Origin of the sequence: Qipengyuania gaetbuli (genome assembly GCF_020524765.1) — a bacterium.
Taxonomy (GTDB): domain Bacteria; phylum Pseudomonadota; class Alphaproteobacteria; order Sphingomonadales; family Sphingomonadaceae; genus Qipengyuania; species Qipengyuania gaetbuli_A.
Map to the genome: position 1 here is coordinate 846,271 of NZ_JAIVLR010000001.1, position 26,349 is coordinate 872,619.

At 63.2% G+C, this 26,349-nt stretch carries 28 protein-coding genes and 2 tRNA genes; 23 read left to right on the plus strand and 7 right to left on the minus strand.

Annotated features, from left to right (window positions below):
- Positions 1-24: 24 nt before the first annotated feature.
- On the minus strand, positions 25-1,449 hold the full coding sequence (locus tag LC083_RS04335) for an aldehyde dehydrogenase family protein (protein ID WP_160608227.1): 1,425 nt from the start codon (positions 1,447-1,449) through the stop codon (positions 25-27).
- Positions 1,450-1,524: 75 nt separating this feature from the next.
- The gene (locus LC083_RS04340; protein ID WP_226699336.1) at positions 1,525-3,384 is read right to left on the minus strand and encodes a beta-galactosidase; all 1,860 of its coding nucleotides are present in this window, start codon (positions 3,382-3,384) and stop codon (positions 1,525-1,527) included.
- A gap of 63 nt (positions 3,385-3,447) precedes the next feature.
- On the opposite strand from LC083_RS04340, the gene LC083_RS04345 reads away from it, so the two are divergent.
- The 4 genes from LC083_RS04345 to galK are packed head-to-tail and all read left to right on the plus strand — an operon-like array spanning position 3,448 to position 9,120.
- Complete coding sequence (locus LC083_RS04345; RefSeq protein WP_226699337.1) at positions 3,448-4,929, plus strand: sodium:solute symporter family transporter; 1,482 nt, start codon at positions 3,448-3,450, stop codon at positions 4,927-4,929.
- Positions 4,926-7,034, plus strand: coding sequence for an alpha-galactosidase (locus tag LC083_RS04350; protein ID WP_226699338.1), 2,109 nt, complete (start codon positions 4,926-4,928; stop codon positions 7,032-7,034). Before LC083_RS04345 ends, LC083_RS04350 begins: the two co-directional genes overlap by 4 nt.
- Positions 7,031-8,041: a UDP-glucose--hexose-1-phosphate uridylyltransferase gene (locus tag LC083_RS04355; RefSeq protein ID WP_226699339.1), complete on the plus strand. Its 1,011-nt coding sequence runs from the start codon at positions 7,031-7,033 to the stop codon at positions 8,039-8,041. The genes LC083_RS04350 and LC083_RS04355 overlap by 4 nt, the downstream gene beginning before the upstream one ends.
- Positions 8,038-9,120 (plus strand): galactokinase, encoded by a 1,083-nt coding sequence (gene galK / locus LC083_RS04360; protein ID WP_226699340.1) that lies wholly within the window; start codon positions 8,038-8,040, stop codon positions 9,118-9,120. The genes LC083_RS04355 and galK overlap by 4 nt, the downstream gene beginning before the upstream one ends.
- Here the strand turns inward: galK and LC083_RS04365 are convergent.
- Positions 9,117-9,983, minus strand: coding sequence for an aldose 1-epimerase (locus tag LC083_RS04365; protein WP_226699341.1), 867 nt, complete (start codon positions 9,981-9,983; stop codon positions 9,117-9,119). The genes galK and LC083_RS04365 overlap by 4 nt on opposite strands.
- 114 nt (positions 9,984-10,097) lie before the next feature.
- Positions 10,098-10,187, minus strand: a tRNA-Ser gene (locus LC083_RS04370).
- 161 nt (positions 10,188-10,348) lie between these two features.
- Between LC083_RS04370 and hspQ the strand changes: the two genes are divergently transcribed.
- The 9 genes from hspQ to LC083_RS04415 all read left to right on the plus strand — a co-directional run bounded on the left by hspQ (position 10,349) and on the right by LC083_RS04415 (position 16,748).
- Entirely contained in the window at positions 10,349-10,729 is a 381-nt protein-coding gene (hspQ, locus tag LC083_RS04375; RefSeq protein WP_160608228.1) for a heat shock protein HspQ, read from the plus strand.
- 67 nt (positions 10,730-10,796) lie between these two features.
- Positions 10,797-10,887 (plus strand) — tRNA-Ser (locus tag LC083_RS04380).
- A 170-nt stretch (positions 10,888-11,057) separates the two neighbouring features.
- On the plus strand, positions 11,058-12,278 hold the full coding sequence (locus LC083_RS04385) for a tyrosine-type recombinase/integrase (RefSeq protein ID WP_226699342.1): 1,221 nt from the start codon (positions 11,058-11,060) through the stop codon (positions 12,276-12,278).
- A 134-nt stretch (positions 12,279-12,412) separates the two neighbouring features.
- The gene (locus LC083_RS04390) at positions 12,413-12,649 is read left to right on the plus strand and encodes a helix-turn-helix domain-containing protein (RefSeq protein ID WP_226699343.1); all 237 of its coding nucleotides are present in this window, start codon (positions 12,413-12,415) and stop codon (positions 12,647-12,649) included.
- A 222-nt stretch (positions 12,650-12,871) separates the two neighbouring features.
- Entirely contained in the window at positions 12,872-13,348 is a 477-nt protein-coding gene (locus LC083_RS04395) for a hypothetical protein (RefSeq protein WP_226699344.1), read from the plus strand.
- 4 nt (positions 13,349-13,352) lie between these two features.
- On the plus strand, positions 13,353-14,927 hold the full coding sequence (locus LC083_RS04400; protein ID WP_226699345.1) for a DUF3987 domain-containing protein: 1,575 nt from the start codon (positions 13,353-13,355) through the stop codon (positions 14,925-14,927).
- 28 nt (positions 14,928-14,955) lie between these two features.
- Positions 14,956-15,555, plus strand: a complete 600-nt coding sequence (locus LC083_RS04405; protein WP_226699346.1) for a hypothetical protein — start codon at positions 14,956-14,958, stop codon at positions 15,553-15,555.
- A 111-nt stretch (positions 15,556-15,666) separates the two neighbouring features.
- A complete protein-coding gene (locus tag LC083_RS04410) occupies positions 15,667-16,080 on the plus strand; it encodes a hypothetical protein (protein WP_226699347.1) in 414 nt (137 codons plus the stop codon).
- Between the two features lie 164 nt (positions 16,081-16,244).
- Positions 16,245-16,748, plus strand: a complete 504-nt coding sequence (locus LC083_RS04415; protein WP_226699348.1) for a hypothetical protein — start codon at positions 16,245-16,247, stop codon at positions 16,746-16,748.
- Positions 16,749-16,764: 16 nt separating this feature from the next.
- On the opposite strand, the gene LC083_RS04420 is transcribed toward LC083_RS04415, so the two are convergent.
- Complete coding sequence (locus LC083_RS04420; protein WP_226699349.1) at positions 16,765-17,454, minus strand: hypothetical protein; 690 nt, start codon at positions 17,452-17,454, stop codon at positions 16,765-16,767.
- A 238-nt stretch (positions 17,455-17,692) separates the two neighbouring features.
- Positions 17,693-18,703 carry a M28 family peptidase gene (locus tag LC083_RS04425; RefSeq protein WP_226699350.1) on the minus strand — a complete coding sequence of 337 codons (1,011 nt, stop codon included), beginning with the start codon at positions 18,701-18,703 and terminating at the stop codon, positions 17,693-17,695.
- A gap of 235 nt (positions 18,704-18,938) precedes the next feature.
- Between LC083_RS04425 and LC083_RS04430 the strand changes: the two genes are divergently transcribed.
- Complete coding sequence (locus LC083_RS04430) at positions 18,939-19,346, plus strand: hypothetical protein (RefSeq protein ID WP_226699351.1); 408 nt, start codon at positions 18,939-18,941, stop codon at positions 19,344-19,346.
- A gap of 121 nt (positions 19,347-19,467) precedes the next feature.
- Positions 19,468-19,737, plus strand: a complete 270-nt coding sequence (locus LC083_RS04435) for a hypothetical protein (protein ID WP_226699352.1) — start codon at positions 19,468-19,470, stop codon at positions 19,735-19,737.
- A gap of 429 nt (positions 19,738-20,166) precedes the next feature.
- Here LC083_RS04435 and LC083_RS04440 read toward each other — a convergent pair whose 3' ends face one another.
- On the minus strand, positions 20,167-20,388 hold the full coding sequence (locus LC083_RS04440; RefSeq protein ID WP_226699353.1) for a hypothetical protein: 222 nt from the start codon (positions 20,386-20,388) through the stop codon (positions 20,167-20,169).
- 737 nt (positions 20,389-21,125) lie between these two features.
- Between LC083_RS04440 and LC083_RS04445 the strand changes: the two genes are divergently transcribed.
- The 8 genes from LC083_RS04445 to LC083_RS04480 are packed head-to-tail and all read left to right on the plus strand — an operon-like array spanning position 21,126 to position 26,328.
- On the plus strand, positions 21,126-21,755 hold the full coding sequence (locus LC083_RS04445) for a hypothetical protein (protein WP_226699354.1): 630 nt from the start codon (positions 21,126-21,128) through the stop codon (positions 21,753-21,755).
- A 2-nt stretch (positions 21,756-21,757) separates the two neighbouring features.
- A complete protein-coding gene (locus LC083_RS04450) occupies positions 21,758-22,222 on the plus strand; it encodes a hypothetical protein (protein ID WP_226699355.1) in 465 nt (154 codons plus the stop codon).
- Positions 22,222-22,650, plus strand: coding sequence for a hypothetical protein (locus LC083_RS04455; protein ID WP_226699356.1), 429 nt, complete (start codon positions 22,222-22,224; stop codon positions 22,648-22,650). Before LC083_RS04450 ends, LC083_RS04455 begins: the two co-directional genes overlap by 1 nt.
- A complete protein-coding gene (locus LC083_RS04460) occupies positions 22,650-22,892 on the plus strand; it encodes a hypothetical protein (protein ID WP_226699357.1) in 243 nt (80 codons plus the stop codon). Before LC083_RS04455 ends, LC083_RS04460 begins: the two co-directional genes overlap by 1 nt.
- Entirely contained in the window at positions 22,879-23,529 is a 651-nt protein-coding gene (locus LC083_RS04465) for a hypothetical protein (protein WP_226699358.1), read from the plus strand. Before LC083_RS04460 ends, LC083_RS04465 begins: the two co-directional genes overlap by 14 nt.
- Complete coding sequence (locus tag LC083_RS04470; RefSeq protein ID WP_226699359.1) at positions 23,517-25,295, plus strand: phage tail tape measure protein; 1,779 nt, start codon at positions 23,517-23,519, stop codon at positions 25,293-25,295. The genes LC083_RS04465 and LC083_RS04470 overlap by 13 nt, the downstream gene beginning before the upstream one ends.
- Positions 25,295-25,558, plus strand: coding sequence for a hypothetical protein (locus LC083_RS04475; RefSeq protein WP_226699360.1), 264 nt, complete (start codon positions 25,295-25,297; stop codon positions 25,556-25,558). The genes LC083_RS04470 and LC083_RS04475 overlap by 1 nt, the downstream gene beginning before the upstream one ends.
- On the plus strand, positions 25,558-26,328 hold the full coding sequence (locus tag LC083_RS04480; RefSeq protein WP_226699361.1) for a hypothetical protein: 771 nt from the start codon (positions 25,558-25,560) through the stop codon (positions 26,326-26,328). Before LC083_RS04475 ends, LC083_RS04480 begins: the two co-directional genes overlap by 1 nt.
- Positions 26,329-26,349: the final 21 nt, after the last annotated feature.

The following is a 26,349-nucleotide window of genomic DNA, read 5'->3' on the forward strand; positions in this document are numbered from 1 at the left end:
AACGCCGTTCCGCTTGGCGGCGGATCAGATATCCGCGTCGCGCTTCACCGTGATGACCTGCGGATAGGTGAATTCCTTGAGGCCATCGATGCCGTATTCCGCGCCGAAGCCGGACTGCTTGTGCCCGCCGAAGGGCGCCAGCGGCGAGATGTGGAGGTATTCGTTCACCCACACAGTGCCGGTTTCGAGCTGCTCGGCGATTTCGACGCCTTTGTCGGCATCCTTGGTCCAGACCGCACCGGCAAGACCGTATTCGGAATTGTTGGCGCGCTCGATCGCTTCCTCGACGCTGGAGAATTTCATCAGCGGCATGACCGGGCCGAACTGTTCCTCGGCCACGATACGCGCGTCCTCCGGCGGATTGTCGAGGATGGTGATCGGCACGTAATAGCCGGTGCCGGAAGGATCGACGTCGCCGCCGGTGAGGAACTGGTAGCCCTGGTCCTTGGCGTCCTGGATCAGCTCGCACACGCGGTCGAACTGCTTCTTGTTCTGGATCGGTCCGACGCCGGTGCCCTGCTGCGAACCGTCGCCCACGACCACGCCCTTGGCATATTCGGCGATCGCCTTGGACAGATCGTCGTAAATGTCCTCGTGGATGTAGATGCGCTTGGCCGCGACGCAGATCTGGCCTGCGTTGGAGAAGCTCGACCAGAACAGCTGTTCGGCGACCTTCTCGACATCGGCGTCGGGCAGGACGATCGACGCATCGTTACCGCCCAGTTCGAGCGTAATGCGCTTCAGGTCGCGGCTGGCGCCTTCCATGATCTTCTTGCCGGTCGCGGTGGAGCCGGTGAAGGTGATCTTGTCGATGTCCGGATGCTCGGTGATCAGCGGGCCGAGCTCGTCGGGACCGGTGATGATGTTCACCGTGCCTGCGGGCACAATGTCCTTGATCAGCTCTGCGATCCGCAGCGTGGTCAGCGGAGTGAAGGGCGAGGGCTTGAGCACGATAGTGCAGCCCGAAACCAGCGCGGGGACGATCTTCTGGATCGCCATCATGACCGGGAAGTTCCACGGCACGATGCCGCCGACCACGCCCACCGGCACGCGGCGGGTACGCGACAGGCGGGTGTCGTCGTCCTGGTTGATCACATCGTCGAGCGTCAGCGTCGACTGGGCGGCGGCAAGGCCGGCAGCACCAAAGATTTCCATCTGCGCCTGCGCGTGCGGCTTGCCCTGTTCCGTGGTCAGCAGGCGGAACAGTTCATCGCCATTGTCCTTGATCGCGGCGGCAATTCCCTGGACCACCTTCTGGCGTTCCTCGGCACTGGTCTTGCGCCAGCTCTTGAAGGCGCGGCGTGCAGCGGCGACGGCGCGGTCGAGTTCGTCCTTCCCGCAGGACGGGACGAGGCCGACGACTTCCTCGTTGGCCGGGTTCACGACCTCGAACGTGTCGGAGGTGGTGACCATCTCCCCGTCGATCAGGTTCGCATAGGTCTTGGTCATGGTTCTCTCTCCTCAAGCCGCAAGAATCGGTTGCTTATCGAGACCCTATATGGCGGACGGTCCCGCGACAATGCGCTATCGCTCGAAGCGGACTTCGCCTGCGATGTAGTCGAACTCGAACAGCGTATCGCCGCGCCTGCGACGGCGTATGCCTTCGGGCAGCGGCTCCGCTTCCAGGCCTGCTGCATTGGCGGCGCGCTGGACCAGCGTGTCTAGGAAACTGCCCTGCGGCCAGGCCGCGGCAATCCAGGCCCGGCCGTGGCGCAGGGCTACGACTTCGCCGCTTGTCGCAACCATCTCGGGCATGGCCTCGCCTTCGTAATGGTCGAGCCAGCCGCGCGCTTCCCAGCCATCGCCTGCCATCGCCAGACGATCGGACAGGCTTTCACTGCGCACCACCCGCCCGCCGATGAACTCGTCCAGCCCTTCATGAAGGAGCGCATCGGGAATGCCGAAGTCGAGGTCCCGCGTGCCGGTCCGCGGTCCGATGACGACCTGCGCCTCGCTCCCCGCCAGCTTGGCGACGAGTTCATCCGGCACGATCGGCAGGCAGTGAACGACGACCAGCGCATAGCCATCGAGCGGAGCCGAAGGCGAGACAATGTCGACGTTCAGTCCCAACCGCCGAAGCGAAGAATAGGCCGCAAACGCCGCCCATAGGGCCGAGCGTCCTTCCCCCTGCGGCTGGATCTGCGTCATCCATTCCGCGTCATAGGCGAACACCAGCGCCGCCTGCTTCGGGGCCTCGCCCGGATCGCCGATCCTCGCGAGGTCGTCCGCCGCTGCTCGCGCTTCTGCGAGTGCGGGGGCAGGTGTCGCATCGGGCCGAAGCAGCCCTGCGTGCATCTGCTCCTGCGCCTTGGGAAACTGCCGCCAGCGGAAATAGCTCACCAGCTCGGCCCCGTGCGCGAAGGCTTCGAGCGTCCACAACCGCACCATGCCGGGCAGCGGCGCGGGATTGTGCCGCGCCCAGTTGACCGGACCCGGTTGCTGTTCGAGCACCGACCACCGTCCGTTCTTCGCGCAGCCGCGATAGAGGTCGTGATGGAAGGCGGCGATGTCGGGATGCCCCTGCCGCGCATATTTCCGCTTCTCTTCCTCGGAAAAGCGGAACATCTCGAGGAAGCCGAGCGGGTAACTGTCCCACCCCAGCACGTCGAGATCGGCGGCAAGGTCGTGATGGTCGTAGCCGGTGTAGAACCCCATCGCATTGTGCGTGATGTCCCGCCCGGGCGACAGCTCGCGCAGGATGTCGACCTGCACGCGGTTGAACCGCACGACCTGGTCGGAAGAAAAGCGCCGGAAAGCGAGCCAGTGCGCGGGATTGGCTTCCGTCACGGTGAGGTTCGGCAGGTCCACCTCGTCGAGTGTCCGGTATTCCATCGACCAGAAGACATTGCCCCATGCCTCGTTCAGCGCCTCGACGGACCCGTAGCGGGCAGCGAGCCAGGTGCGGAAGGCATCGCGCGCGGCGGGCGAGAAGCTCTGCACGGTGTCGTGGCAGCCATATTCATTATCGGTCTGCCAAGCGACGACGCCGGGATGCCGGCCATATCGTTCGGCAACCGCGCGCGTGATCCGCGCCGCTTCTTTGCGGTAGCCCTCGTGACTGAAGCAGTAATGCCGCCGCGAACCGAAGCCGCGCGGCCTGCCATCGCGGTCCAGCGCGACCATGTCGGGCATCCGGTCAACCAGCCATTTGGGCGGCGTCGCCGTGGGCGTGCCCATGATGATGCCGAGCCCTGCTGCATGGAGCGTCTCTACCGCGCGGTCGAGCCAGCCCCAGTCGAAGCGGCCGGGTTCGGGTTCGATCCGGCTCCACGCGAATTCGCCGATCCGCACGCGGGTGAGGCCCGTCTCGCGCATCAGGGCAGCATCCGCCGCCCAACGGGCTTCGGGCCAATGTTCCGGATAGTAGCAAACGCCGAGGTCCATGCGCTTGCGTCTATCGCCGTTTGTCGCGATGGATGCCAGCGGGAAAAGGGAGGGACGCGAACCATGTACGATACGGCCGAATTCGGCAGCCTGGTCCAGGTCGGCGTGTTCGCCGGTCTGACCGCGCTGGTGGGCCTGCTGACCTGGTTGAAGGTTCGCGGCGCGTCGCGCGACGGGTCGGAAAAGGACGTCTATCTCGGCGGCAAGGGCCTGACATGGTTCTTCGTTGCCGGTTCGATCACCCTGACCAACCTGTCGACCGACCAGCTGGTCGGGATGAACGGCAACCAGATGCTGCTGCTCGCATGGTGGGAAATCGCCGGTTTCGTCGGGCTGATGGCCTTGGCCTTCGTTTTCGTGCCTCTCTACTATCGCTACAACTGCACGACCGTGACGGAGCTGCTGGAACGACGCTATGACGGGCGCTCTATCCGGACGCTGATCTCGGCGATCTTCATCCTCGGAAACCTGCTGATCTACCTCCCCGCGGCACTCTATTCGGGCGGGCTGTTCCTGCAGTCGCTGTTCGGCGCGGGGATACCGCTGCTGGCCTTCTCGCTCGGCCTTGCGCTGATCGGCGCTGCCTATACCGTGTTCGGCGGCCTCAGGGCCGTGGCGGTGATGGACACATTTTCCGGCATCGGCATCCTGTTCCTGGCGCTGGTGATCGTGTTCCTCGCGCTGGCCGCGGTCGATTTCGACATCGTCACCGGCGTGCCGGCAGAACGGCTGAGCATGGTGGGCGCGGCGGACAGTCCGATCCCCTTCCACACGCTGTTCACCGGCATGGCCTTCATCCAGATCTTCTACTGGTCGACCAACCAGAACATCACGCAAAAGGCGATGGCCGCCCCCACCGTGCGCGAGGCGCAGAAGGGCGTCTTCGCCGCAGCTGCCGTGCGCATCCTGGTGGTCCCGCCGATCGTGGTCGTACCCGGCGTGGTCGCCTACAAGCTGTTCGGCGATGTCGGCGATGCGGCTTACGGACGGCTTGTCGCGGAAGTCCTGCCGTCATGGCTCTCGGGCGCCTTCGCGGCCATGGTGGCCGCTGCCGTGATCACGACCTTCAGCGCCGTACTGAACTCCACCGTCGCGCTCTATTCGGTCGACTTCCACGAGCGATTCGTGGGCGAAGTGAAGAACCACTGGAAGCTGGGCGCGATCATGAGCGTGCTGGCGACCGCATTGGCCATCGTGATGGTCCCCGTGTTCCAGAACGCGGAAAGCATCATCAACCTGCTCCAGCAGCTCAATGGCCTGTCTTCCATGCCGATCCTGTCGGCCTTCATCGTTGGCCTGCTGTTCCGCAACGTCGCCGCGCGCTCGGCCATCGCCGGAGTCGTGTGGGGCATCGCTCTCTACGGCCTCTTCACCTTCAACGAGGGCTTCGCGGCGAGCGTGGGCATCCACTACATCGACTTCATGGTCGTAACGCTCTTTACCTCGGTCGCTGCGGCACTCGCGTTCAACCGCTTCGCGCTTGGCCGGCGCGCCGAATGGATCGGCTTTGCCCTTTTCCGCGGCGAGGACAAAGCCGCCGCATGAGCACGGCCGACCTGCTGGCATTGCACGGGGACGAATGGAGCCTCGTCCTCGAACGGAGCGAGCGTGCCGTACCCCTGTGGCGCCATCTGGGCGCAAGGGTAGAGCCGGGCACGCTCCCGAAGCTGGCGGAACTGCGCGGTTCGGCGACCTTTTCGCTCGAAGGCGACCATGCGATGGCCGCGCTGCCGGTGGCAGGCCTCGGCTGGTTCGGGCCGCCGATCCTGTCCTTGCGCGATGGAACGGGCGCCTCGCTGCCGGTTCACTTCGACACATGCGAGGCCAGCAGCACAGCCGGTTCCCTCGTCCTCCAAGCGGCCGATAGCATCAGCGGCATCTGCTTCACCTCGACTTACCGTAACCTTCCCGGTGGCGGGCTGGAAATCGCCCATCATCTCGAGAACCGGTCGCAAGGTGCTGTCACCGTCGACCGGCTGGCGAGCGCGGTCCTGCCCCTTCCCGCATCCGCGCGCGAGATCGTCTCCTGGCGCGGGCGTCACAATGCCGAACTGGTCGAATGCCGCGAACCCATGCCCGCGCATGGCTGGCAGCGCGAGACGCGGCGTGGACTAACCGGCCATGGGGGCCTTTGCGGCGCCTATATCCTGGCCGAAGGAGCAGGCTGGCACACCGGCCTCGTCATGGCGATGCAGCTTGGCTGGTCGGGCGATGCAAGGCTGGCGATAGAGCGCGACGACGAAGGGTTCTGGGTCGCCTCGGCAGAAGCCTCGTTCCAGCCCGGCGAGGCGGTCTTGCAACCGGGCGAAAGTTTCACGGCTCCGCCGCTGCTCGTCGCCATATCGCCCCGCGGCCGCAACGGAGCGATGGCGCAGATGCACGGCGCCGTGCGTGACCGGATCGCGTGGCCGGGCGGCGCGATGCGCCCGCGACCGGTGCATCTCAACAGCTGGGAAGCGGTCTATTTCTCGCATGACGAGGCCCGGATTGTGGCGCTTGCGCAAGCCGCTGCGGAGATCGGGGCCGAACGCTTCATCCTCGACGATGGCTGGTTCAGGGGCCGCGACCACGACCGCGCAGGTCTCGGCGACTGGACTCCCGATGCGCGCAAATATCCGCATGGCATCGCCCCGCTGGCCGACACGGTACGCAGCCTCGGCATGGAATTCGGGCTCTGGGTGGAGCCGGAAATGGTCAATCCCGATAGCGAGCTCTACCGCGCGCATCCCGACTGGCTACTTGCGGAAGACGGGCGCGAGCGGCCGACTGCGCGTAACCAGCTGGTGCTCGACCTGCGGCGCGAAGACGTTCGCGACTACCTGTTCGGCGCACTCGACAAGCTGCTGTCCGGAGCAAGTATTTCGTATCTCAAGTGGGACCACAACCGCGACCATGCCCCATCGGGCGGAGCGGCGCAGACCCGCGGCTCCTACGTCCTGCTGGAACGCCTGCGCGCCGCGCATCCCGAGGTCGAGATCGAAAGCTGCGCGGGCGGCGGCGGCCGGATCGATGCGGGGATCGCCGCCTATACCCACCGCTTCTGGACCAGCGACAATATCGACGCGGTCGCGCGTGTGCCGATGCAGCGCGGCTTCCTCGCCTTCATGCCGCCCGAGGTCATGGGTTCGCATGTCGGCGCCAGTCCGAGCCATGCGACAGGCCGCAGCCAGTCGCTCGATTTCCGCGCCGCCATCGCTTGCCAGGGCCATCTCGGGGTCGAGCTCGACCCCGCTGCCATGGCGGAAGACGAGCGCCGGCGCCTCGCTGGCTGGATCGAGTTCTGGAAGGAATGGCGCGGCGTGATCCACGGCGGCCGGACCCTGCTGGGCGAGGGAGCGGACGGGATCGTCTGGCAGGCGCAGGGCACCACGGAAGAGATGCTGCTGTGGGTCATCCGCCGCGAGCATGGAGAAGATCGCCGCGCCCAGCCGGTCACGCTGCCCTTTGCCTGCGGGGGCGAGTGGGACGTCCAGCTGCTCCGCCACGCCGGACAGCATGGCGTGCTGACTCCGCGGGCGGCCCCTGCCATCAAGGCCATGCGCGAGGCGCCGCACCGCTTCTCCGGCAGCTGGCTGGCGAACGCAGGACTTCCGGTGCCGGCTCTGGCCGCCGAAAGCGCGCTGATCTATCACCTCAAGGCCGTACGATGAGCCATCCCGACCAACCTCACCGCCGCCTCAACCGCCTGACGGGCGAGTGGGTGCTCGTCAGCCCACAGCGCATGAAGCGTCCGTGGCAGGGCGAAACGAAGCCTGCCGCCAACGCAGTCCGCCCGGCGCATGACGCGTCGTGCTACCTGTGCCCCGGCAACGAGCGCGTCGGCGGCGTGCGCAACCCGGATTATGAGGGCGCCTTCGTCTTTCACAACGACTTTCCGGCCCTGCTGGAAGAGCGCGAGGGCAGCCCCCGCACCGGCCTGTTGTGCGAGGAACCGGCGGCGGGCGAGGCGCGGGTCATCTGCTATTCGCCCGACCATTCCGCCACTCTCGCACGCATCGACGACGCAGCGCGGCGCAAGGTAATCGAGGGCTGGTGCGAACTCTCGCGCGACCTCGGCAGCCGGTGGGAGCACGTGCAGATTTTCGAGAACAAGGGCGCGATGATGGGGGCTTCGTCCCCGCACCCGCACGGCCAGGTCTGGGCCGGCGACTTCGTACCCACGCTGGTCGCGCGCGAGGACGCCTGCCAGCAGGAACACCGCGAGACTTACGGGTCGGCCCTGCTCGCAGATGTCCTTGCTGCCGAGGAACAGGAAGGCGAGCGTGTCATCGCGGATAACGCCCACTGGCTCGCAGTCGTGCCCCACTGGGCCGCCTGGCCGTTCGAAACGCTGGTGATTGCGCGCGACGATGTGGCGCGTCTCGAGGATTTGTCGGACAACGCGCGCGATGCGCTTGCCGCACTGCTGGGCAAGCTGCTCGCCGGTTATGACGCGCTGTTCGATACCGATTTTCCCTATTCGATGGGATGGCACGGCGCGCCGCACGGGGCCGGCGATGACTGCCCACACTGGCGGCTCCATGCGCATTTCTACCCGCCGCTGCTGCGCTCTGCCGAAATCCGCAAGCACATGGTCGGCTTCGAACTGATGGCCGAAACACAGCGCGACCTGACGCCCGAAGCCGCGGCGCAGCGCCTGCGAGAGGTGATGAAGTGAGCGAGGAACTGGCCGCCTCGGCGCGGGAGCAATTTGCCTTTGCCTTCGGCCACGCACCGCAGGGTGTCGTGTTCGTCCCCGGAAGGGTCAATCTCATCGGCGAGCATGTCGACTATAATGACGGGTTGGTCCTGCCCATGCCGGTGCGGGAGGGCACGGCGATCGCGTGGCGCTCGGTATCGGGCGGCGAAGTCCACGCGAAGGCCGCCGATTTCGGCACCGAGGACAGCTTCGACCTTTCCGCGCCCGAGAAGCCGGAGGCAACCGACTGGCGCGCCTATGTGCGCGGCATGTGCGCGCTCGCCCCTGTACGACCGGCGTCGGGCTTGCAGCTTCTGATCACCGGCAACCTGGCACGCGGTTCGGGCCTGTCGTCTTCGGCCTCGCTCTGCGTCGCGGTCGGAAAGGCGCTGGCCGAGGCCGCAGGCGATGAGGCCGATCCGGTAGCGCTTGCGCAAGCGGCGCAGCGGACCGAGCACGAATGGGCGGGCGTTGCCTGCGGCATCATGGACCAGATGGCTGTCGCTGCCGGAGAGCCGGGCAAGGCACTGATGCTCGACTGCCGCGACCTGTCGCGCCAGCTGGTCGCCCTTCCGCCAGATTGGGCCGTGGGCATCGTCGATTCCGGTGTCACCCGCGGGCTGGTCGATGGCGAATACAACGCGCGCCGCGCGCAATGCGAAAGCGCCGCGGCCAAGCTCGGGGTGGCGAGCCTGCGCGATGCGGACCGCGCCATGGTGGAGTCCGGCGACCTCGATCCACTCGAGCGCAAGCGCGCCCTTCACGTGGTCGAGGAAATCGCCCGCGTCGGCAGCGCTGCCCGCGCCATTGCCGCGGGCGACCTTCCGGCCATGTGCGCGGTGCTGCGCGAAGGCCATGCCTCATTGCGCGACCTTTTCGAAGTGAGCGTTCCTGCCGTCGATGATCTTGTTCAAGAGATCGACAGGCTTCTCGGCAATGCAGGCGCTGCGCGCATGACCGGCGCCGGGTTCGGCGGATCGATCGTGATCGTCGGCGAGCGCGATGCGATAGGCAGTCTTGCGGCCGCTCTCGCGCGCCCGGTCAGGCTTGCGTTCTAGGCGGTCGCCTCCGCCCTGATACGCATGGACACGCGCCACCGCTCGCCCGCCTGGAGAATGCGCATGCCGTTTTCAGGCACGGGGTTATTGAAGACGTCCGTCGCATGACTGACCGGTTCGACGCAGAAAAAGCCTTCGCCTGCAGGCACATAGACGGTCGTGAAGCCAAGATCCTCGCTAGGGTCGATCACAGCCCGCAAAGCGCGTTCGGGCCATTCGATTTCGAGCGGCCCCTGCCTGCCGGTATAGACGGTGTCGACCTCGCGGCTAGCGACCGGCCTGCCATCCCACCAGTCGGCCGCCTCCTGCCTTTGCCGGAGGTCACGCGGGAGGCAGTCCGGGCCGACCTCCCATTCGCCGCGATGGAGGCCGCGGTAGATCGTTTGTCCGGTGCGCGGGAAATAGGGATGGAAGCCCAGCCCTGCAGGCATCGGGTCGGCTGACAGGTTCTCCAAGTCGAGCGAGGTGAGCAGGCCTTCCTTGTCGAGTACGAAACCGGCGGACGCGCGATAGGGCCAAGGCCATGCCCCTCCCGCATTCTCGTGCACCAGAACTGCCCTATCCTGCGAAAGTTCGGCCACCGACCAGGCGGCGAGCCAGCCGAAGCCGTGGAGGACCGGTTCTCCGACCGCTGCCGGGTGGTTCGGTTCAAGACGTATTTCGCGACCTGCGAATGCGAAGCGCGATCCGGTGATGCGGTTGGAAAACGGTACGAGAGGGAAGCAGCTGCTGTCCAGCACCCCCTCGCCCGCCGCAGGGCGCAAGATGTCCAGCCCATGCCAGGAAAGGCCCGCGATGCTCCCGCCCCGGTACGGAGCGAGTTCGAGCCTGTAGTCCCCAGCCGCGATCCCGATGCAGTCCATGGCGCTCTTATAGAACCGAAACAGCTGGGCGAAAGCGGCAGGAGGCGATCTGACGCCAAACGCCTGTCGCTTGCCAGCGAACAGCAGTTTCGTTCGGTTCTGGAAGAAGGTGACTGGCGGAGAGGGAGGGATTCGAACCCTCGATACGGTTGCCCGTATACCGCATTTCGAGTGCGGCGCATTCGACCACTCTGCCACCTCTCCGCATGTCGGGTGCGCTTATCGGGCCATGGGCCCCGGTCGAAGCGAGCGCGCCCGTTAGCCCACGCCGCGGGCATTGCCAAGCCCTTTCGCGCGCGAAATCGGGGGACGAGAGCCGTACTGCGCTTGTGCCGGGGCATATCGATCCCATATTCTCTCCAGACATGGACAGGACTTTGTTTTTCTCTCCGCAGGCAGGCCGCACGCTCGAGGCGCCCCGCCGTATCCGCACCCGCTTCGCGATCGGTGACGTCGTCCGGCACAAGGTGTTCGATTTCAGGGGCGTGATCTTCGATATCGACCCCGTCTTCGCCAATAGCGAGGAATGGTATTCGGCGATTCCCGAAGACATAAGGCCGGATCGCAACCAGCCCTTCTACCACCTGCTCGCCGAAAGCGACGAGAGCGATTACGTCGCCTACGTCAGCCAGCAGAACCTCATCGGCGATGCGTTGGCGGGGCCCGTCTCGCATCCTGACGTGCACCAGTATTTCCAGCATTTCGAACACGGGCGCTACCGGATGCGCCGCAAGCTCACCCACTAGGACTGCAGCCGTCTTGCGCTGCTTGGGCAACCCCGCTAGAGGCGCGCCCTTGCCCTAGCCGGCATGCGGAGCAGTGGCCGAGTGGTCGAAGGCGCACGCCTGGAAAGTGTGTATACGGTAACCCCGTATCGAGGGTTCGAATCCCTCCTGCTCCGCCATTTACCTTCAACGCCAGCCAACACCAACTCGCATGAACCAACACGGAAGCCAGCATTTCTGCGGGTTTCCGAGCTTCGGAGTTGAGTCGTGCTGCCTCATGTATATTCGTTTAGGTCCGCTCAACTGGTAACTAGCGCGGTAGCTACCGCCTAACCAAAAGGACCAACGAATGCCCCTTATTGACCGCCAGCTTCGCGCCCTACCCGATGGCTTTCATGCCGATGGGGCGAATGCGCTCTATTTCCGCGCCCAAGGCGAATCCCGCTCATGGGTCTACCGCAAGACCCTCCATGGCAAGCGCCAGACGCTCGCTATCGGCAAGTATCCCGTTGTCAGCCTCAAGGAAGCCCGCGCCAAGGCGTTCGCATTGGAGCAGGCGGTAGAGGCCGGACGAGATCCGTTCCTTGAGCGCAAGTTGCAGGGCAGCATTCCGACATTCGAGCAGGCGGCGCGGCTGGTCCATGCCGAGGTGGTGGCTGGCAATTCCAACGGCAAGCACAACGCGCAATGGATTACGACCCTCGAAACCTATGCCTTCCCGACCATCGGCCACAAGCCCGTCAATGCGGTTACGCAGGCCGATGTGAGGCGGGTGCTGGCCCCCATCTGGACCGCCAAGCACTCGACCGCCACGCGGGTTCTGCAACGCATCACGCGGGTCATGGATTACGCCGTCGGCTGCGGATACTGCGAAACCGAATTGCCCGTCCGAGCCATCCGGCGCGGGCTGCCGAAGGTGAAGCGCGATGTGAAGCACCATGCTGCGCTGCCTTGGCCGGAAATGCCTGCCTTCTGGACCGACCTTGCCAAGCGCGAAGGACAAGGCGCTGCCGCCCTGCGCTTCGCTATCCTTACCGCTGCGCGCTCCGGCGAGGTTCGCGGCATGACATGGGGCGAGGTAGATATGGACGCTGCCCTCTGGTCCATTCCCGCCGAACGCATGAAGGCCCGCCGCGACCACAACGTGCCCTTGAACGAGGCGGCGCTGGCAGAACTGCGATTAGCCAAGCTGCATTACCGCAATTTCGTCGCCAACAAGGAGCCGCCCGCCGATGCGCTGGTATTCCCAAGCGCCAAGGCTGGCGGGCCGCTTTCCGACATGACGCTGACGGCCGTGCTGCGCCGGATGAAGCGCGGCGAGCTGACCGCGCATGGCTTCCGGTCGTCGTTCCGCGATTGGGTTTCGGAGGATACGAACTTTCCAAGCGATGTGGCCGAAGCGGCGCTGGCACATACCGTTTCCAACGCTGTTGAGGCTGCATACAGGCGCGGCGATTTGCTGGCCAAGAGGCGGCAGTTGATGGGCGCATGGAACGCCTATCTGGAGGGCAGAGGTTCTCTAGTTATCAACATGACCACCCTCTCGGCGGAGGGCCAAAATCGGGCCTAACTGGCTGGCAAATCGGCGCAATCAGGCAACAGCCAAAACGCTACATCTGGAAGATGAGATTTATTCGGGCGGCTGTTGCTGACCGCTGCGATGTGCATAGAATGGGTGGCCTTGTTACAAACAACGAGGCCTGTATGACGACGCAGAACACTGCTGCTGAAGCCCCTGACAGCCCCCGCCCGCGCTGGGTCAGCCGCGACCAAGCCGCCGCTGCCTTTGGCGTTCACCCCATGACGCTAGACCGCTGGATTAAGGCTGGCGATATGCCTGCCTACAAGATGGGCGGGCGCGTGTTCGTCCCCTCATGGGCGGTCTTTCCCGAAGAGGTCTTACCCCAGCCGGAGGCCGCGCCGAGCGCCACCGCAGCCTAGTTGCCAACCGCTTTCTGAAGGAGGCCACCCATGGCCTTTGATAACGAAGGCGGCGGGCCAACTACGACCCCGCCGCCCCCAAACGCCACGCAAATAGCGCCCGCCGATGATACGGCAAACCCTAGCAGGAAGCTAGAGTTTGACCTGCTCGATGAAGCGTTCGCTGGCGATATGCTGACGGGGGCCGACTTCGCCAAATTGAGCGAGCTAGGCGTAGATGCCATGGCGCTTGCGCGGATAGGCCAGAGCGCGCCCATGCGCGTGATTTACGCCGAGCCAGCGGGCCGTGGCCTATACCGCCCGTCATTTGCCGGAAGCCGCTGCCTGCAAGTTGCGGTCATGGAAGCCGCCGAGGTTTCGCCCTTCGCCGCCGACAGCCCCGATACGGTGGAAATCAACCGCGTGGCGAACCTCATTGCCATCCCGCTTGCCAAGCCGGAACGATACCGTTTGCGCAAGGCCGGAGCCTTCGCGCTTGGCCTGCCGCTGGTCTGGTCCGGACGGCCCGTTGATGTGGTCGAGACGCCGCTGGAATGGCTTCGCGCCGGAGGCAACGCGCTCTGCATTCTGGATTGGACGCCAAGCTGGCGGTTCAGGATGCTCATGGACGCCTCCGAACTCCGCCCCACAACCGAATTTCTGCGCATCCAGTTGCGGTCTGCCCTGACCCGCGACGGCCTGCCGATTGCCAAGGATTGAACCAATGACGAGCGCATACGAGCCGGAATCGGGAGCGACGATTACCACCCTTGCGGACCTCAAGGAACGCGAGGCGCGGGTGGCTGGCGTCGGCAGCCCCACGCCCCTGTTCGCATCCGTGCCCAAGGGCAAGGAATACCCCGCCGACGCGCTTGGCCCCATCATGGGACCAGCCGCCCGTGCCATCGCAGCGTCGGTGCAATGCCCTCTGGCCATGGCGGCAAATGCGGTTCTATCGGCGGCATCGCTGGCAGCCCAACTGCGGGCTAATATCGAAATCCCCATCTTGGGTGGCAAAGCCAACCCGCTGTCGCTGTTCCTGCTGACCGTTGCCGCCAGCGGCGAACGCAAGAGCACGGCAGATGCGGCCTCGTTGGCAGCGGTAGATACCCTCAGCGAAAAGCTGGCCGAGGAGGCCGCGCCGGAAAAGCTGCGCTTCGAGAACCTGACCGCCGCCCGCAATGCGCACGTTGCCCACCTGAAGCGGAACCACTCCGACAACGAGGCCGAACTGGCAAGGCAACTTGAGGCCCTGGGGCCTGCGCCCCAGCCGCCGCTGTTCGCCCGCTTGGTTTCCAAGACCGACCCTACATGGGAAGGCATCTACAACATCTTGAAGATTGGCTACCCGACGCACGGCATCATGGCCGACGATGCTGCGACCTTCCTTGGCGGCTATGCCATGCGGGCCGAAAACAAGTCAGCTACGACCAGCAACCTGTGTCGCATTTGGGACGGCGGCTCGATTGACCGCATTCGCGGCGGCAGCGGCGACGGGGCCGAGGTTCTGCTGAACCGAAGGATGGCCATGCACCTCATGGTGCAGAGCAAGGTCGCCACCGAGTTCATCGTTGACCCCGTTTTCCGCGAGCAGGGTTTGCTTGCCCGCTTCCTTATCACCCAGCCGGAAAGCCTCGTCGGCAGCCGCTTCCACAATGACGCATACCGCGATGCCGTGCGCCAAGGGCAGGACGCCATCAACAAGTTCCATGCGGCCATCTACCAAACCCTATCCGGTCCGGTGGATTGGCGCGACCCGCAGAACCGCAACATGGGGCCGAACTTCCGCCTGCTGCGCCTCACACCCGATGCCGTTGCCGCATTTGAAATGCAGACCAACGCCATCGAAGAACGGATGCGCGAAGGCGGCGATTGCGACGACATACGGCCCTTCGCCGGACGCCTGACCCAACAGGCCATTCGCATCGCTGGCATCATGACCATCATCGAAAACCCGCAAGCCGAGGAGGTTGACGAGGAAACGCTGCTCTCCGCGATGGTCCTTTGCGACTTCTACCTCAGCGAAACGAAGCGGCTCTACAACCTTGCCGAGATCGAGGCCGAACTGAAGCAGGCCGACGCCTTGCTGAAACGCCTGCAACAGCACGCCCGCGAGCGGCGCGAGGTCGCCCTGCCCGAGATCTACCAGAAGAAATACGCGGGACTGAAGAACGCAACCGACGCCCGCCGAGTGGTCGGGGTGCTGGAAAAGCACGGTTGGCTGGTCCCCATCAAGGGAGGGGTCGAGGTCGAGGGAACCCATTACAACGAAGCATGGAGCATCCGTGATGACGTTTGACCCAGCCGAACGCCTCCGCCGCCTGCGCATGGAAAAGGCCAAGCAAGCCGAACTAGGCGACGGCGAGATTAGCCGGATTAGCCAGATTAGCTCGCCTGCGCTTGGCGATAGCGGGAACCACGCGGAAGCTGACTTTAGCCGGATTAGCCAGATTAGCTCGCACCCTGTTGCTGACAGCGGGCCGGAACAGGCTGGCGAGATTAGCCGGATTAGCCAGATTAGCCGCCAACCTATTCCCAAATCGGGCGGATTCGGGGGAGAGAAAGAGACGAATCAGTCTGTCTCTCGAGCTAATGTAGCTAATCCGGCTAATCCGCAGGCCGATGGGAATAGAGAGTCAGAATCGTCTATTCTCGGAGCTAATGTAGCTAATCCGGCTAATCCGGAAGCAGAGGCCCAGACCGAGCCGAAAGCGCCATCCGCTGACGATGAGCGCGTTGCTATCCGCTCCCTCCTCGCGTCGGCATATCTCAACTTCGGCATCATCGTTCAGGTCAGCCATGGACGCATCAAGCTGTCCGCCATGGCCGAACCGCCAGCCGATGTCGTTGACCTGCTGATTGCCGAAAAGCCCGCCATCATCCGCGTGCTTGGTTCTAACGGGCGCAGCCCTGCGAGGCGCGACTGATGGCCCCCGATACCACCCACCAGCGCCAAGGCCGCTGTGCGCCAATGACAGGCCGCACAGCGCCCCGCCGGATGCCCACTGCCCTACCCGCCAGCACCAAGGAGGCGACCCATGCTTGAAGCCCATATTGCAGGCCGCGCCATCCGCGATGCCGAAATCAAGAAGGCTGCCAATGGCGGCTCACAATATGCCGTAGCGTTCATCGCAGTCAGCATGGGGAGCGCCGACGATGTGATTGTTCGCTGCCTTGGCTTTAAGCAAAACGCCGAGGCGGTTGCCTCAATCCGCAAGGGTCAGACGGTTAGCGCGCTAGGCAAGTTGGAACTGTCCATTTGGGATGCCGAAGGCGGCCCGCGAATAGGCGCAACCCTGCTGGCTACGAACATTCTCGCCGCCCGCACTGCCGGAGCGCGGAACAACCCGACCAGCCGAAAAGCCCCGCCCAAACGCGAGGAAGCGCAGCGGACCATGGACCGTGCCTATTCCAACCAGCCCCGCGAAAATGACCCGCCATGGAACCCGTAAGGCCATGCGGGGCCTGCACCAGCGGGAGGGGGGGCGGGGGGGGATCGACCGTTCGTATCGCAAAACGAGGAGCGGCCACCAGACTGCTTTTGAGGAGCAATGCCCTGTTTTTGCCTCCGAACGTTTAGCTGGGCTCCGGCCCGAAGAGGGGGCATTCTCGGCCCATGGCAGGAAAAGTGACCAAATCCGGAACCGTGGCGGCCAAGCGCAAGGCGCTGGAAGCTGCGCAGGAACAACCGCTGGAGCCGCCGGAGGGCGTCAGGCTGACCAAGGCCGAGCGGCGCATCTTCGACCAGTTGGCGGAAGGGACGCTGGCGGAGGAGCGGACGCTTGCTCTAGCGCATCTTCTGGCCCGCTGCGCGCAGATGATGGAACGGGCCAAGGTATTTGAGCAGGCGGCCAAGAAGCAGCCGTTCGTCGTTGCGCAGTCAGGCGTTTATGCTGGCCAGCCCATTCCCAATCCGGCCATCAGCGCGAAGCTGGCGCTGGAACGGCAGATTGGAAGCAGCTTGCGGCAGGCGGGGCTAACGCTTCATGCGGCGGCGCATCGGGCGGCGACCAACAACCCGCATTCCCGCGCTGAGCAGGAGGCCAAGGAGGCGGCCAAGGAAACGGCTCCTTACGCTCACCTCCTCGGCGGCAACGTGAAGCCGATCAAGCGAGCGTAACGCTTAGCTGTAACGGCTAGTATCCCCGCTCCTCCCTACGCTTGGCGATGGCCGCTTCGACATCGGCCCGCCATGCCGCGCTGAGCTTCTCCGCCTCGGAGTCAAGGATGGGCGGGTAGGCTCGCTCGAGGGCATAGAACAGTTCCTTGCGGGTCTCAGGGCTTGGGTTCATTTCGCCAATGACGGTGCCCTTTATTTGTTGCAGGTGCTTCTTTTCCATGCCGCGCCTGAATTCCGCATTGCGGGCTTCCTTGATGCCAGCATCCAGTCTGTCTGCCTGTTTCATGAGATAATCGTGGGCCGCAAAGAAGCCGAGGCGTTCAGCGTTGTCGGCATCAAAGCGAATTTCTTGCTCAAGGCTGGCTCCAATCCATCCCGCGAGGGTGTCAGGGCCAAAGGTTTCCACCGCCCATGCAATGTCATCCGCGAGCTTGTTCAGCTTGCGCTTCTCCGGCCCCTTGCGGAGGTCGGCTGCAATGCGCAGCGTAACGCCTGTGGGCGTGACAGGGGCAGGCGTGGGCCGCTGGACAGGCGGGGCGGGCGCAGGGGCGGGCGCTGGCTTAGGCTTGGGAGGCGCGCTGGCCTTGGGCTTGGCCTTTCCGCCCTGCCGATAGAGGGCCACGCGACAGGCGGGCGAGCAGGTCTTGGCGTCGGAACGCAGGGCGGTAAATGTTACACCGCAGTTGTTACAGATAAGTTCGGGCATTGGCATCCTGTTGACGTTAAGCGTTACAGCTAAGCGTTACAGCTAAGCGTTACAGATTACCCGTAACAATGCGGGGTGCAACTCTTATGTTGCAGGACGATACGGGCCGATTTCGCCTAGCCGACTGGCCCGATGCGGGCGTAGCCACAGCGGAAATGGACTGACCAATTAGAATTGCCCACAAAAGCGGTCATTCCGCTAACGACCCGATAGCTGATATTAGAGAACGGACATTTTTCTACTTTGCACCGAGACTTCGGAGGGTCTTTTGCAACCCCTCCACCACTAGCGCAAGCCGCGCATAGTCCAATGTATCCGGCAGATCGGATTCCTTATGATAGTGCGGGTTCCTGAAGATTGCAGTGTCCGTGACCATGATGGCGGGAATGCCCTGCTGAGAATAGCTCCAATGGTCTGACCAGTCGATGCCTTGCATCAGAGTGGGGGCAGTGCCCCCGACCGAAGGGATGGTGGCGTGGGTCCGGAACTCACCAATCACTGTTTGCAGGAAATCTCTGGAAGTAAGGTCACCGACAAACGCGATGAAGTTCCCGGTACTAGGATACCGGAGCGAAAGCGGGAATGGATAGTGCTGGCTGCCGGCTTCGGTCGAGAAATAGCCCATCGTTTCAAGCGATATCATACCGATCACCCGCTCGGGATTGTGGATCGAGCGGGCATGAACGAGGCTGCCCATTGCGTTGGTTTTGAAATAGGGCGGCTCTTCATTGGCGTAGAACACTAGCTTGACTTCAAGCTCTGCCTTTCCGTCGAGCGGCTTTAGTTCGCGCGCCAATTCGAGAAGTGCGGCCACGCCACTAGCATTGTCATCTGCGCCAGGTGATGCCCCAGCAGTGTCATAATGCGCGCCGACGATGAGGATTGGTGCGTCATCGGTTTTTGCTGCCAATCGGACTAAAAGGTTATCGGCAGGAGTAAGCACTTCCTGCTTCTCTATGGCATAGCCATATCCTTCAAGTTCGCCCTCAATATAGGCGAGGCTTCGCTTGATCGTGCTGGTGCTTTGAAGGTTGCGCGAAGTGACCGCGAGTTCGCGAACATGGGTTTCGAGACGATTTTCGAGTTCGATATCCTCAGGCGCTTGTGCCCCGCCCAAATAGGACTCTCCCGGAGTGCTGGTGGCCCACATGAATAAGCCGAACAGTAATACGATAATGATCATTATGATCGCAAAGAGAATACGGCGATTTTTCCTGCCGGTTTGCTCTGATGCAGCGATATAGTTCATTGTGATCCCATAATTGCTTTTGACGCGGAGAAATTGCAATCGTCCAATTGCGCACTCTGTTGAGTGCCACGCTAAGGCAAATGTTCATCAATGCGTGCAAAAAATGCTTGAACGTTCCGGCGTCCGCTTCCCACCCCATCTGACGACAGGTTCATCGAGTTGGCGATTTGCCATGAGCGGACTGGCAGCTAACGACCCGATTGCTAACGTTCCAACGTTCACATAGTACTGCTGTATGAAGATCTCAGATCGCCTCAAGCCTCATTTTTTCACCATAGCAGTTGCGACCGGATTGGCTTTGGCATGGGTTCTGAGCCCACTCGACTGGTTCGATGGTTTCGTGTTGTTTTTGCTCGGGTCTGTCGCAGGCGACTGGAACCGCCAGCTAAATCCAGTTGTCGATGGAACTGAGGGGCCCGTATTTCCTTGGGATGAGATGAATGCTGGCGACAAACTGGCCTATTTCCTTCCAGCTTTGGCGATCACAGTCTTTGGACTAATTTTCCTTGCGATGGCTATTCAGTTTTCACGGGTCGCCATAGACTGGACCAGCATCGGCGTTGCCATTTTCGTTGTCGTGCTGGGGCTCGGTCACGGCTACTGGAAGTGGCTTCATCGCTATCGCTCGGTTGATGGCAGCTAACCACCCATCTGACGACGGTTTCACCGAGTTGGCATAGTGTCAGGAGCGGAAGTTCGGCTAATGACCCGATTGCGGACATTTGGGTCATGAACCAAAAGCAGTTGGTCTAAGGAGCGCGACTTTGAAACCTCGTATAACGATCAGTCTCAGCGAAACCGGAGAGTTGCTGATTTTCCTCAACGAGGAGGGAAAGAGCGATCTGATGCGCGAACTTCAACGCCTCGACTTGCACTACGAGCACTTCCATCTTGGTGTGGAGGATTTGGGGGGGCTTGACCTTAGCGATGTTCCCTATGACCCCAAGGACCAGATCGTGCGGTATGCGAAGGTTCTGTTCCGACCGGACGAGTGGGATCGCGAATACTACCCGCATGTTATGGAGAAGAACTAGCGTCCGGTAACCACCCAGTTCGTGACTGATTTTCCGAGCTAGAGATATGCCATAAGCGGGCCGGCTGGTACTACCCGATTGCGGCCATCCCATGGAAGTGTGATGGCTAAGAAGCGAGTAGAGCGACAGGAGTGAACCGCGCGATGGTGGAACGAATTAATCGAGCAAGGCACATAATATTCCCCATTATCGCCGTAACAGGGTTGATTGCGTTGCGGGAAAGCACCGGCTTCAGCAGTTGGGTATTATTAATCCCAGTTTTGCTTACTACCTTTCTCCTCATCTCCGTGTGGGATCGGCTTACCGGTCGCCGCGACGGCTGAACTTCTTTCCGCTTCCCACCCCAAAAGTCGCCATTCAGGGCAAGCAGGAAGCCACCCAATACCGGACATGGCGGCGATAGCTTGAACAGCTTCCAACCAACCCCGCCTAGCCAATCGGCCCGATGCGCGCATGGCCACGGCGGCGGCATTGCAGGCATCGCATACGGACTTCTAGCTGCGCAATCTGCATCGGAAGCGAGCGGTTGAAGCACTGGTCGCGCAGGGCGGAGGCCTTGAGAATGACCACGCGGCCACAGGCGCATTCCACTTGGAGGTTTAGGCCCGCCTTCACGTAGTCGGCCACGGTATCGAGTCGCTTGCTTCCCATGCAACGGCCAATGGAACAGGGCAAGAACACGCGTCAATGGCTTGCCGAAAATTGCGCCGACTCGGATTTGCTAACTGCACGTCCGGATTCGGGTTTGGCGCAACCGTAAGTTTCGGGATTTGCCCGCGAATATATTTTCGCAGATTCATTTTGGGGCTTGTGCGCCGACAAACCCAAGCGTTTCCGGTGCGTCGCTGCGTTGCACCCGACTCATACACCTCGCAGGAATGGCGGTTTTGCGCGCTAAATCTTCATTCACCCTCTTGCGCCCGACTCCGCGCTGACCGACTATGGGTTGGTGAGGCAGCGATGCCGCACGCTGTGCCGGACCTGTGGGGAAAAAGGGGATAAGATTCTGCCTCGCCCTCATCGGACGGTGCTAAAGAGGATTTGGCAACAGTCGTGGGGTTCAAACTCAGGGCTGGGGGGGCACAGAAATCACGCCCTGCGTGCCTCGTGTGCTTTGCGAAGCGGTCAGCGTCCGAATGCGGTCGGCCTAGCGAAGCAGTTGGCCCCTTTCACAAGGGCTAACCAGCGAGGCTGTCGCCCCCCTGCCATCCTTCTACGCTTAGCGCGCACGCAGCTTCAAGCGCATTGTTTGCTTGACACCCCCCAATGCGACGAACTGGTCGCTGGAACTGGCGGTTTTCTGCGCCCCAAGTCTTTAGGAAAACTAGCCTCGGTCTTCTGCGCGACCTCCGGCATCGTGGCGGCATATCCCCCGTGGAGGACTTGCCGTGCGAACACTCAATGCCCACTGCGCCACCGCCATCAGCAAAACGAAGGCGGCCATTACCGCCCTCGATGCGGACTACGCGCAGGCACCAGCCCCCTTCAGCCCCCGTCCCAATGCCAGCGCAGGCGAGCTGCTCCTTGCCGCCAAGGATGCTGACGTTGACCCGCTGGCGATCGTCAACCTCAACCGTGCGCGGCTCAAGCGCAGGCTGAAGGAGGCCCGCGCCGAACTGGTTACGGCGAAGGAGCGGCTGGCCGACCTTGAACTTGCTGTCCGTTGTCTACGCACCAACCGGAAGCCCGATGGCCTGCCGCCCGATCTCGCGGCGGCGGTGCGAACCGTGAAGGCTGCCAGCGCGGCAGGCGTCCTCAATGCCAGCCAAGTTGCCGCGCAGATGGAAGGGCCGCTCAAGGTTGCCCGCAAGCGGCTGGATGCGAACAGGCTTCGGCAACGGGCGCTGGTGGCAACTGCGCTGGTGGCGGCATCGAACCAAAGCGCGCTCTACCTCGGACGCTGGCCCACCTTCAAAGGGCTTGCCTCCAAGAAGGCCGAGCAAACGGAAACCCTCAAGCGCGCCCGCAACAAGCTGAACGCAGCGGCCAAGGCTGCGCTGCGCAACGTGGAGGCATGAGCATGGAACTGGAAACCCGACTGGCCCAGCTTGAAGCAACCGTCATGAGCCTAGCCGATGCAGTTGCCAGCAAGAGCAGCGGCAGCGCGGTTGCAGACCGCGAGGCGCGGCAGGGCTTGGAAGCCATCCGTAACGAGGTTGCCGAGTTACGCTTAGCCAAGGACGCTGGCGAAACCCGCGTCAAGGAACTGGCCGACAGCGCCGCCAATGCTGCCGTCAGCCGCGTCATGCGGGTTCTGCCGAAGCAAGTTGCCGAAATGGTCTTTGAGCCGATTACCGACGACATGACGCAGATGCAGGCCGACCAGAAGCGCCTGTCCGGCACGCTGACAGCCAAGATTGAGGGCGTTGCTGCCGAAGCTGGCGCAAGCGCGCTGGCCGCCAAGAACTCAGCCTCAGCCCAGGCTCAAGCCGCCGCCGATCACCTTGTCGCGGCTGCCTTTCAATTCACCCACGGAGACGCCTGATGGCAGAACGCAGCACCAAAGACTTAGCCGCCGCCCGCATTGACGCAGCCATTGGCAAGAAGGCTGCCGAAGCCGCCGAACGCAGCGCCGCAACCGCGCAGACCGTCAACGTCCTGTTTGCCGAACTGGTGGAAATGGGCGTTTGCAAGCGCGGCGGGCGCAGCCTCGCAACGCTGGCGGCTGGCATTGAGCATGAGGTTGCCGAACGCACCCGCGATGCGGTGAACAAGCTGCTACCCAAGGGCGTCCGCAAGCTGACCGATGCAGACGCGCCGCCGCCGCTGCCGCTGGCAACGCACAAGGCGCTGCTGGGGGCCATTGCTGCCGAAACGATTGCTTACGCCGAGAAGGCCAAGAAGGCTGATGCGAAGCGGCGCAAGGACGAGGCCATCATTGCCAAGCGCGCTGCGCAGACGGGCGAAATGTGATGGCGAAGGCCCCCGCTAAGAAGGCCCCGCCTGCCAAGCCCGCGAAGCTGACGGATGCGCAACTCATCGAGCAGCTGATTGACTTGCCGCCCGTTCGCGCCGCTGCCGTTGTGCTGGCCGTGGCTGCCGCTCACCCGCCTTCGGTAGCGGCTCGCATCGTCATCCCTGCGCTTGGCTGTGTTCGCAGCCACAGGGCCACGCCGCCCGCCTTTGTCCCGCAGGCCGCCGATGGTTCCGCTTAGCCTCCTCGCGCATGAATTGGCGCATGGGATGGGCGCATTCCTTGCCGATGCTGAGTGCTGCGAATTCGCCATCCAGCAAACCAAGGAGGGGGCACGCTGCACAACCCGAATGCCGCCCGTCGCGCTACCCGATCAGTTCAGCGAGGTGGCCGCTGGCCCACTTCTGGATTTGATGCTTGCGGGCAAACTGTCGCCCGCTGCCGATGTGGGGCAGGCAGCAGAAGCCCTGAACGTTTGGATGCGCGGGCTACAGGAAGCCAAGATACCAAGCGCCATGGACAGCGATGCTGCGCGGGCGTTCCGCTTTGGCCGCTGCCTTGACGGAGCCGAGGCGTTCTCGGCCCTGCAATGCGCCCTGACCGCCGCTGTGCTGGCCCATGGCGCTTACAAGCAGCATGGCGCGCATCTTTGGCTTGTCGCGGCCCGCCTCGGCACCCTGCGCCCCGAACAGGCGCTCGCATTCCAAGCCAACGACATCGTGAACTTGCTGGAGCACAAGCGCCCCTTGCCGTTGCGCGAAGTGGTGCTGCGCGATTGGCTGGCCGGAAGCGAGGAGCGGGCGAACGAGGCCATGGCGGTTGAGGCCGAACTGGTCGCCGTCCAACTTGATAGGGGCATCATCAAATGGCGGACCTAACCCGCACCATTCAAATCAACGTCGTTTCGACTGGCGATGCCGAAGCCCGCCGCCTGATTACCTCCATCAACGGTGCAACCCGCGCTTCTGCGCAGTGGGCGCGAGAGCAGCGCCTTCTGCGCGATGCAACGACCCAAACGGACCGCGCCATGGACAGGGCCGCCACCACGGCGCGAACCTACGGACAGGCCATCAATACGGCACAGGCATCATCCGGTCGCTTCAATGCCGGAATGCAGAACCTTGGCTATCAAATCCAAGATTTCAGCGTCCAGATTGCAGGCGGCACCAGCGCCACTCGCGCCTTCACGCAACAGTTCCCGCAAGCCATTTCAGCCGTCCAAGGCATGATTGGCGGAACGGGCAGGCTGGCAACCTTCCTGTCCGGTCCGTGGGGCATTGCGCTTGCAACCGCCTCCGCCGTCATGGTCCCCCTCATTGGCCGCCTGTTTGAAACCGAGGACGCCACCAACAAGGCAGCCAACGCAGGCGAGCGGTTCATTGATGTTTACCGCCGCATGACTGCCGCCGAGCGCGTGCGGGCCGAACTGGAACTAAACCAACTGCGCGACCGCCGCTCCGAGTTGGAGCTTGAAATTGACCGCCGCAGCCGCTCGCCGGAGGGCCAGCAGCGTTCGGGCTTCACGGCAACCCAAAGCGCCCGCGAGAAAGAACTGCTGGGCGTCCGGCAGTCCATCCTTGAGCAGGAAAATGCCATCCGGACGGTGCAGAAGGCCGAGGCTGCGCTCGAAAAGGAGCAGCAGGCCAAGGCGCGGTCCGTTGCCACGACCGAGCGCGCAACGGCGGCCACCAAGAAGGAAGCCGAGGGCCTCAACATCGTTTCCGACATTCTGGAACAGATTGCCGAGCGCCGCGAAACCGTAAACCAACTGAACGCCGCCATTTATGGCCTTGATGCTGCCTATGCGGCGGGTCGCCTGACGCTACTCGAATACATCGCCGCGCAGGAAGCCTTGGACAAGTTGCAGGCCGATGCGGGCGTGCGCCCTGCCGATGGGACGCCTGCAAACAATACAGGCCGCCCCGAATTCAACGCCGACCCGCTACGCCTCAAGGACCAGAACCAACGGATGTATGAGGTTGCCGAGGCGGGCGAGCAATACATGAAAACCCTGCGCTTGCTGACCAAGGAGCAGCAGGATTTCGAGTCCGCTCTGGAACAGACTGCGCTTGGCAGCATGAGCAGCATCAACGATGCCCTTGAGGCCGCCATTACTGGCACGAAATCCTGGGGCGATGCGTTTGAGGATGCCGGACGCCAGATTGTCGCCGCGCTTGTGAGGATTGCGGCCCAGTGGGCGCTGTTGCAGCTTGTGGGCGCGGTATTTGGCAAGAACGACCTGTTCAGCCGCGTAAGCGCCAATCTGTTCGGCAGCGCCAAGGGCAATGCCTTCCAGAACGGCGAGGCCGTCCAAGCCTTTGCCAGCGGGGGCGTCATTACCTCGCCCGTCATGTTCCCCATGGCGCGTGGCTTTGGTTTGGCTGGCGAGGCGGGGCCGGAAGCCATCATGCCGCTGCGCAGGGGCCGCGACGGACGGCTGGGGGTCAGCGGGCCGAACATCACCATCAACAACAATATGCGCGGGGCCGAGGTTTCGGTCAGCGAAACGCTTAGCGGGCTGGAAATTGAGATCAGCGCCGTGAACCGAGCCCGCAAGCACATCGCGGACGACATCAACCGAGGCGGAGGCGAGATAACCAAGGCCCTTGAGAACCGTTACGGGCTGCGCAGGGGAGGCCGCTGATGCTGATAATGACCGAAGCCGCCCACCAAGCCGCCAGCGACCTTGCCTTGGAATTGGCCGCCAGCGGGCGCTACGCCGATACGGGCGAAGCAATGGATGCCATCGAGCGCCACCTTGGCCCTGCCGTTGACCGCGTTGTTTCGGGCGTGAACATCCTGCGCGACGGCTGGCCGGATTTGGAGCGCATCGTCATTGACGCCATCGGCTGCATCCGGCTGGCGCTGCTAAGCGACGGGGCAATGGACCCGACTTCGGTGCATTGATGGCCCGCGATCCGCTCAAGGCAGTTCTTGGCGATACGGCAGGCATGGAGCAGTTCGCGTTAGAGAACCGCCGCTTCCTGAACCAGCTCGTTTGGATGGTCGAAAGCGATTACCGCCGCCTTGCACGGCAGGAGATCGACAAGGCCACCGAAGGACTGGAGGAGCGCAAGGATTACACCGTCATTGTTGACGGCCGCGCTACCGGAAAGGCTGGCATTGCCCGCGCCAAGCTGTTCGACCCGCAAGGCATTCGCGTTGCCGAGGCTGGCGATAACGAGAGCCTGTTCAAAGCATGGGAGTTCGGCTGGCGGTCCCTGAACAACGAGCAGTTCAACCGCACCCCCATGACCCCGCGCCGCCTGCGCCAGCAACAGCAGGCAGGGACGTTCAAGGGCGGGTTGCGCTTTGCCATTGATGGCCGCGAATACATGGCCAGCACAGGCCGCGCTGACTTCGAGGGTGCTGCCGTGGTTGAGATCTGGTCCGTTGCCCGCCACGCCGCCCCGTTGCAGGCCATTTACGAAAACCGGATGTTCATTGGCGCGGCGGTTCGCATCAATCAGATGGCAGGCGTTTCGGCAGCCGTTATCTTTCGTAAAGCCAATGACTACGGGCAAGTCAGGGTCGGCGGTTACAGGCCCCTTGCCGTGCCTGTTCTGACCATCACCAGCGCCAATCTGGCGGGCGCATTTGGCCGTGGTAGCGACAGGCAGGCGGCAGCGAAGCGGCGGCAGCGGAATGCCGCGAGAAAGGCGAGATTGAGGCTTTAGACCTCCTCGAGCTTCCGGCGA

Coding starts and splice junctions, on each gene's coding strand:
- LC083_RS04335 (WP_160608227.1), bottom strand. CDS start 1,449: ATGACCAAGACCTATGCGAACCTGATCGACGGGGAGATGGTCACCACC.
- LC083_RS04340 (WP_226699336.1), bottom strand. CDS start 3,384: ATGGACCTCGGCGTTTGCTACTATCCGGAACATTGGCCCGAAGCCCGT.
- LC083_RS04345 (WP_226699337.1), top strand. CDS start 3,448: ATGTACGATACGGCCGAATTCGGCAGCCTGGTCCAGGTCGGCGTGTTC.
- LC083_RS04350 (WP_226699338.1), top strand. CDS start 4,926: ATGAGCACGGCCGACCTGCTGGCATTGCACGGGGACGAATGGAGCCTC.
- LC083_RS04355 (WP_226699339.1), top strand. CDS start 7,031: ATGAGCCATCCCGACCAACCTCACCGCCGCCTCAACCGCCTGACGGGC.
- LC083_RS04365 (WP_226699341.1), bottom strand. CDS start 9,983: ATGGACTGCATCGGGATCGCGGCTGGGGACTACAGGCTCGAACTCGCT.
- hspQ (WP_160608228.1), top strand. CDS start 10,349: ATGGACAGGACTTTGTTTTTCTCTCCGCAGGCAGGCCGCACGCTCGAG.
- LC083_RS04385 (WP_226699342.1), top strand. CDS start 11,058: ATGCCCCTTATTGACCGCCAGCTTCGCGCCCTACCCGATGGCTTTCAT.
- LC083_RS04390 (WP_226699343.1), top strand. CDS start 12,413: ATGACGACGCAGAACACTGCTGCTGAAGCCCCTGACAGCCCCCGCCCG.
- LC083_RS04395 (WP_226699344.1), top strand. CDS start 12,872: ATGGCGCTTGCGCGGATAGGCCAGAGCGCGCCCATGCGCGTGATTTAC.
- LC083_RS04400 (WP_226699345.1), top strand. CDS start 13,353: ATGACGAGCGCATACGAGCCGGAATCGGGAGCGACGATTACCACCCTT.
- LC083_RS04405 (WP_226699346.1), top strand. CDS start 14,956: ATGGAAAAGGCCAAGCAAGCCGAACTAGGCGACGGCGAGATTAGCCGG.
- LC083_RS04410 (WP_226699347.1), top strand. CDS start 15,667: ATGCTTGAAGCCCATATTGCAGGCCGCGCCATCCGCGATGCCGAAATC.
- LC083_RS04415 (WP_226699348.1), top strand. CDS start 16,245: ATGGCAGGAAAAGTGACCAAATCCGGAACCGTGGCGGCCAAGCGCAAG.
- LC083_RS04420 (WP_226699349.1), bottom strand. CDS start 17,454: ATGCCCGAACTTATCTGTAACAACTGCGGTGTAACATTTACCGCCCTG.
- LC083_RS04425 (WP_226699350.1), bottom strand. CDS start 18,703: ATGAACTATATCGCTGCATCAGAGCAAACCGGCAGGAAAAATCGCCGT.
- LC083_RS04430 (WP_226699351.1), top strand. CDS start 18,939: ATGAAGATCTCAGATCGCCTCAAGCCTCATTTTTTCACCATAGCAGTT.
- LC083_RS04440 (WP_226699353.1), bottom strand. CDS start 20,388: ATGGGAAGCAAGCGACTCGATACCGTGGCCGACTACGTGAAGGCGGGC.
- LC083_RS04450 (WP_226699355.1), top strand. CDS start 21,758: ATGGAACTGGAAACCCGACTGGCCCAGCTTGAAGCAACCGTCATGAGC.
- LC083_RS04455 (WP_226699356.1), top strand. CDS start 22,222: ATGGCAGAACGCAGCACCAAAGACTTAGCCGCCGCCCGCATTGACGCA.
- LC083_RS04460 (WP_226699357.1), top strand. CDS start 22,650: ATGGCGAAGGCCCCCGCTAAGAAGGCCCCGCCTGCCAAGCCCGCGAAG.
- LC083_RS04465 (WP_226699358.1), top strand. CDS start 22,879: ATGGTTCCGCTTAGCCTCCTCGCGCATGAATTGGCGCATGGGATGGGC.
- LC083_RS04470 (WP_226699359.1), top strand. CDS start 23,517: ATGGCGGACCTAACCCGCACCATTCAAATCAACGTCGTTTCGACTGGC.
- LC083_RS04475 (WP_226699360.1), top strand. CDS start 25,295: ATGCTGATAATGACCGAAGCCGCCCACCAAGCCGCCAGCGACCTTGCC.
- LC083_RS04480 (WP_226699361.1), top strand. CDS start 25,558: ATGGCCCGCGATCCGCTCAAGGCAGTTCTTGGCGATACGGCAGGCATG.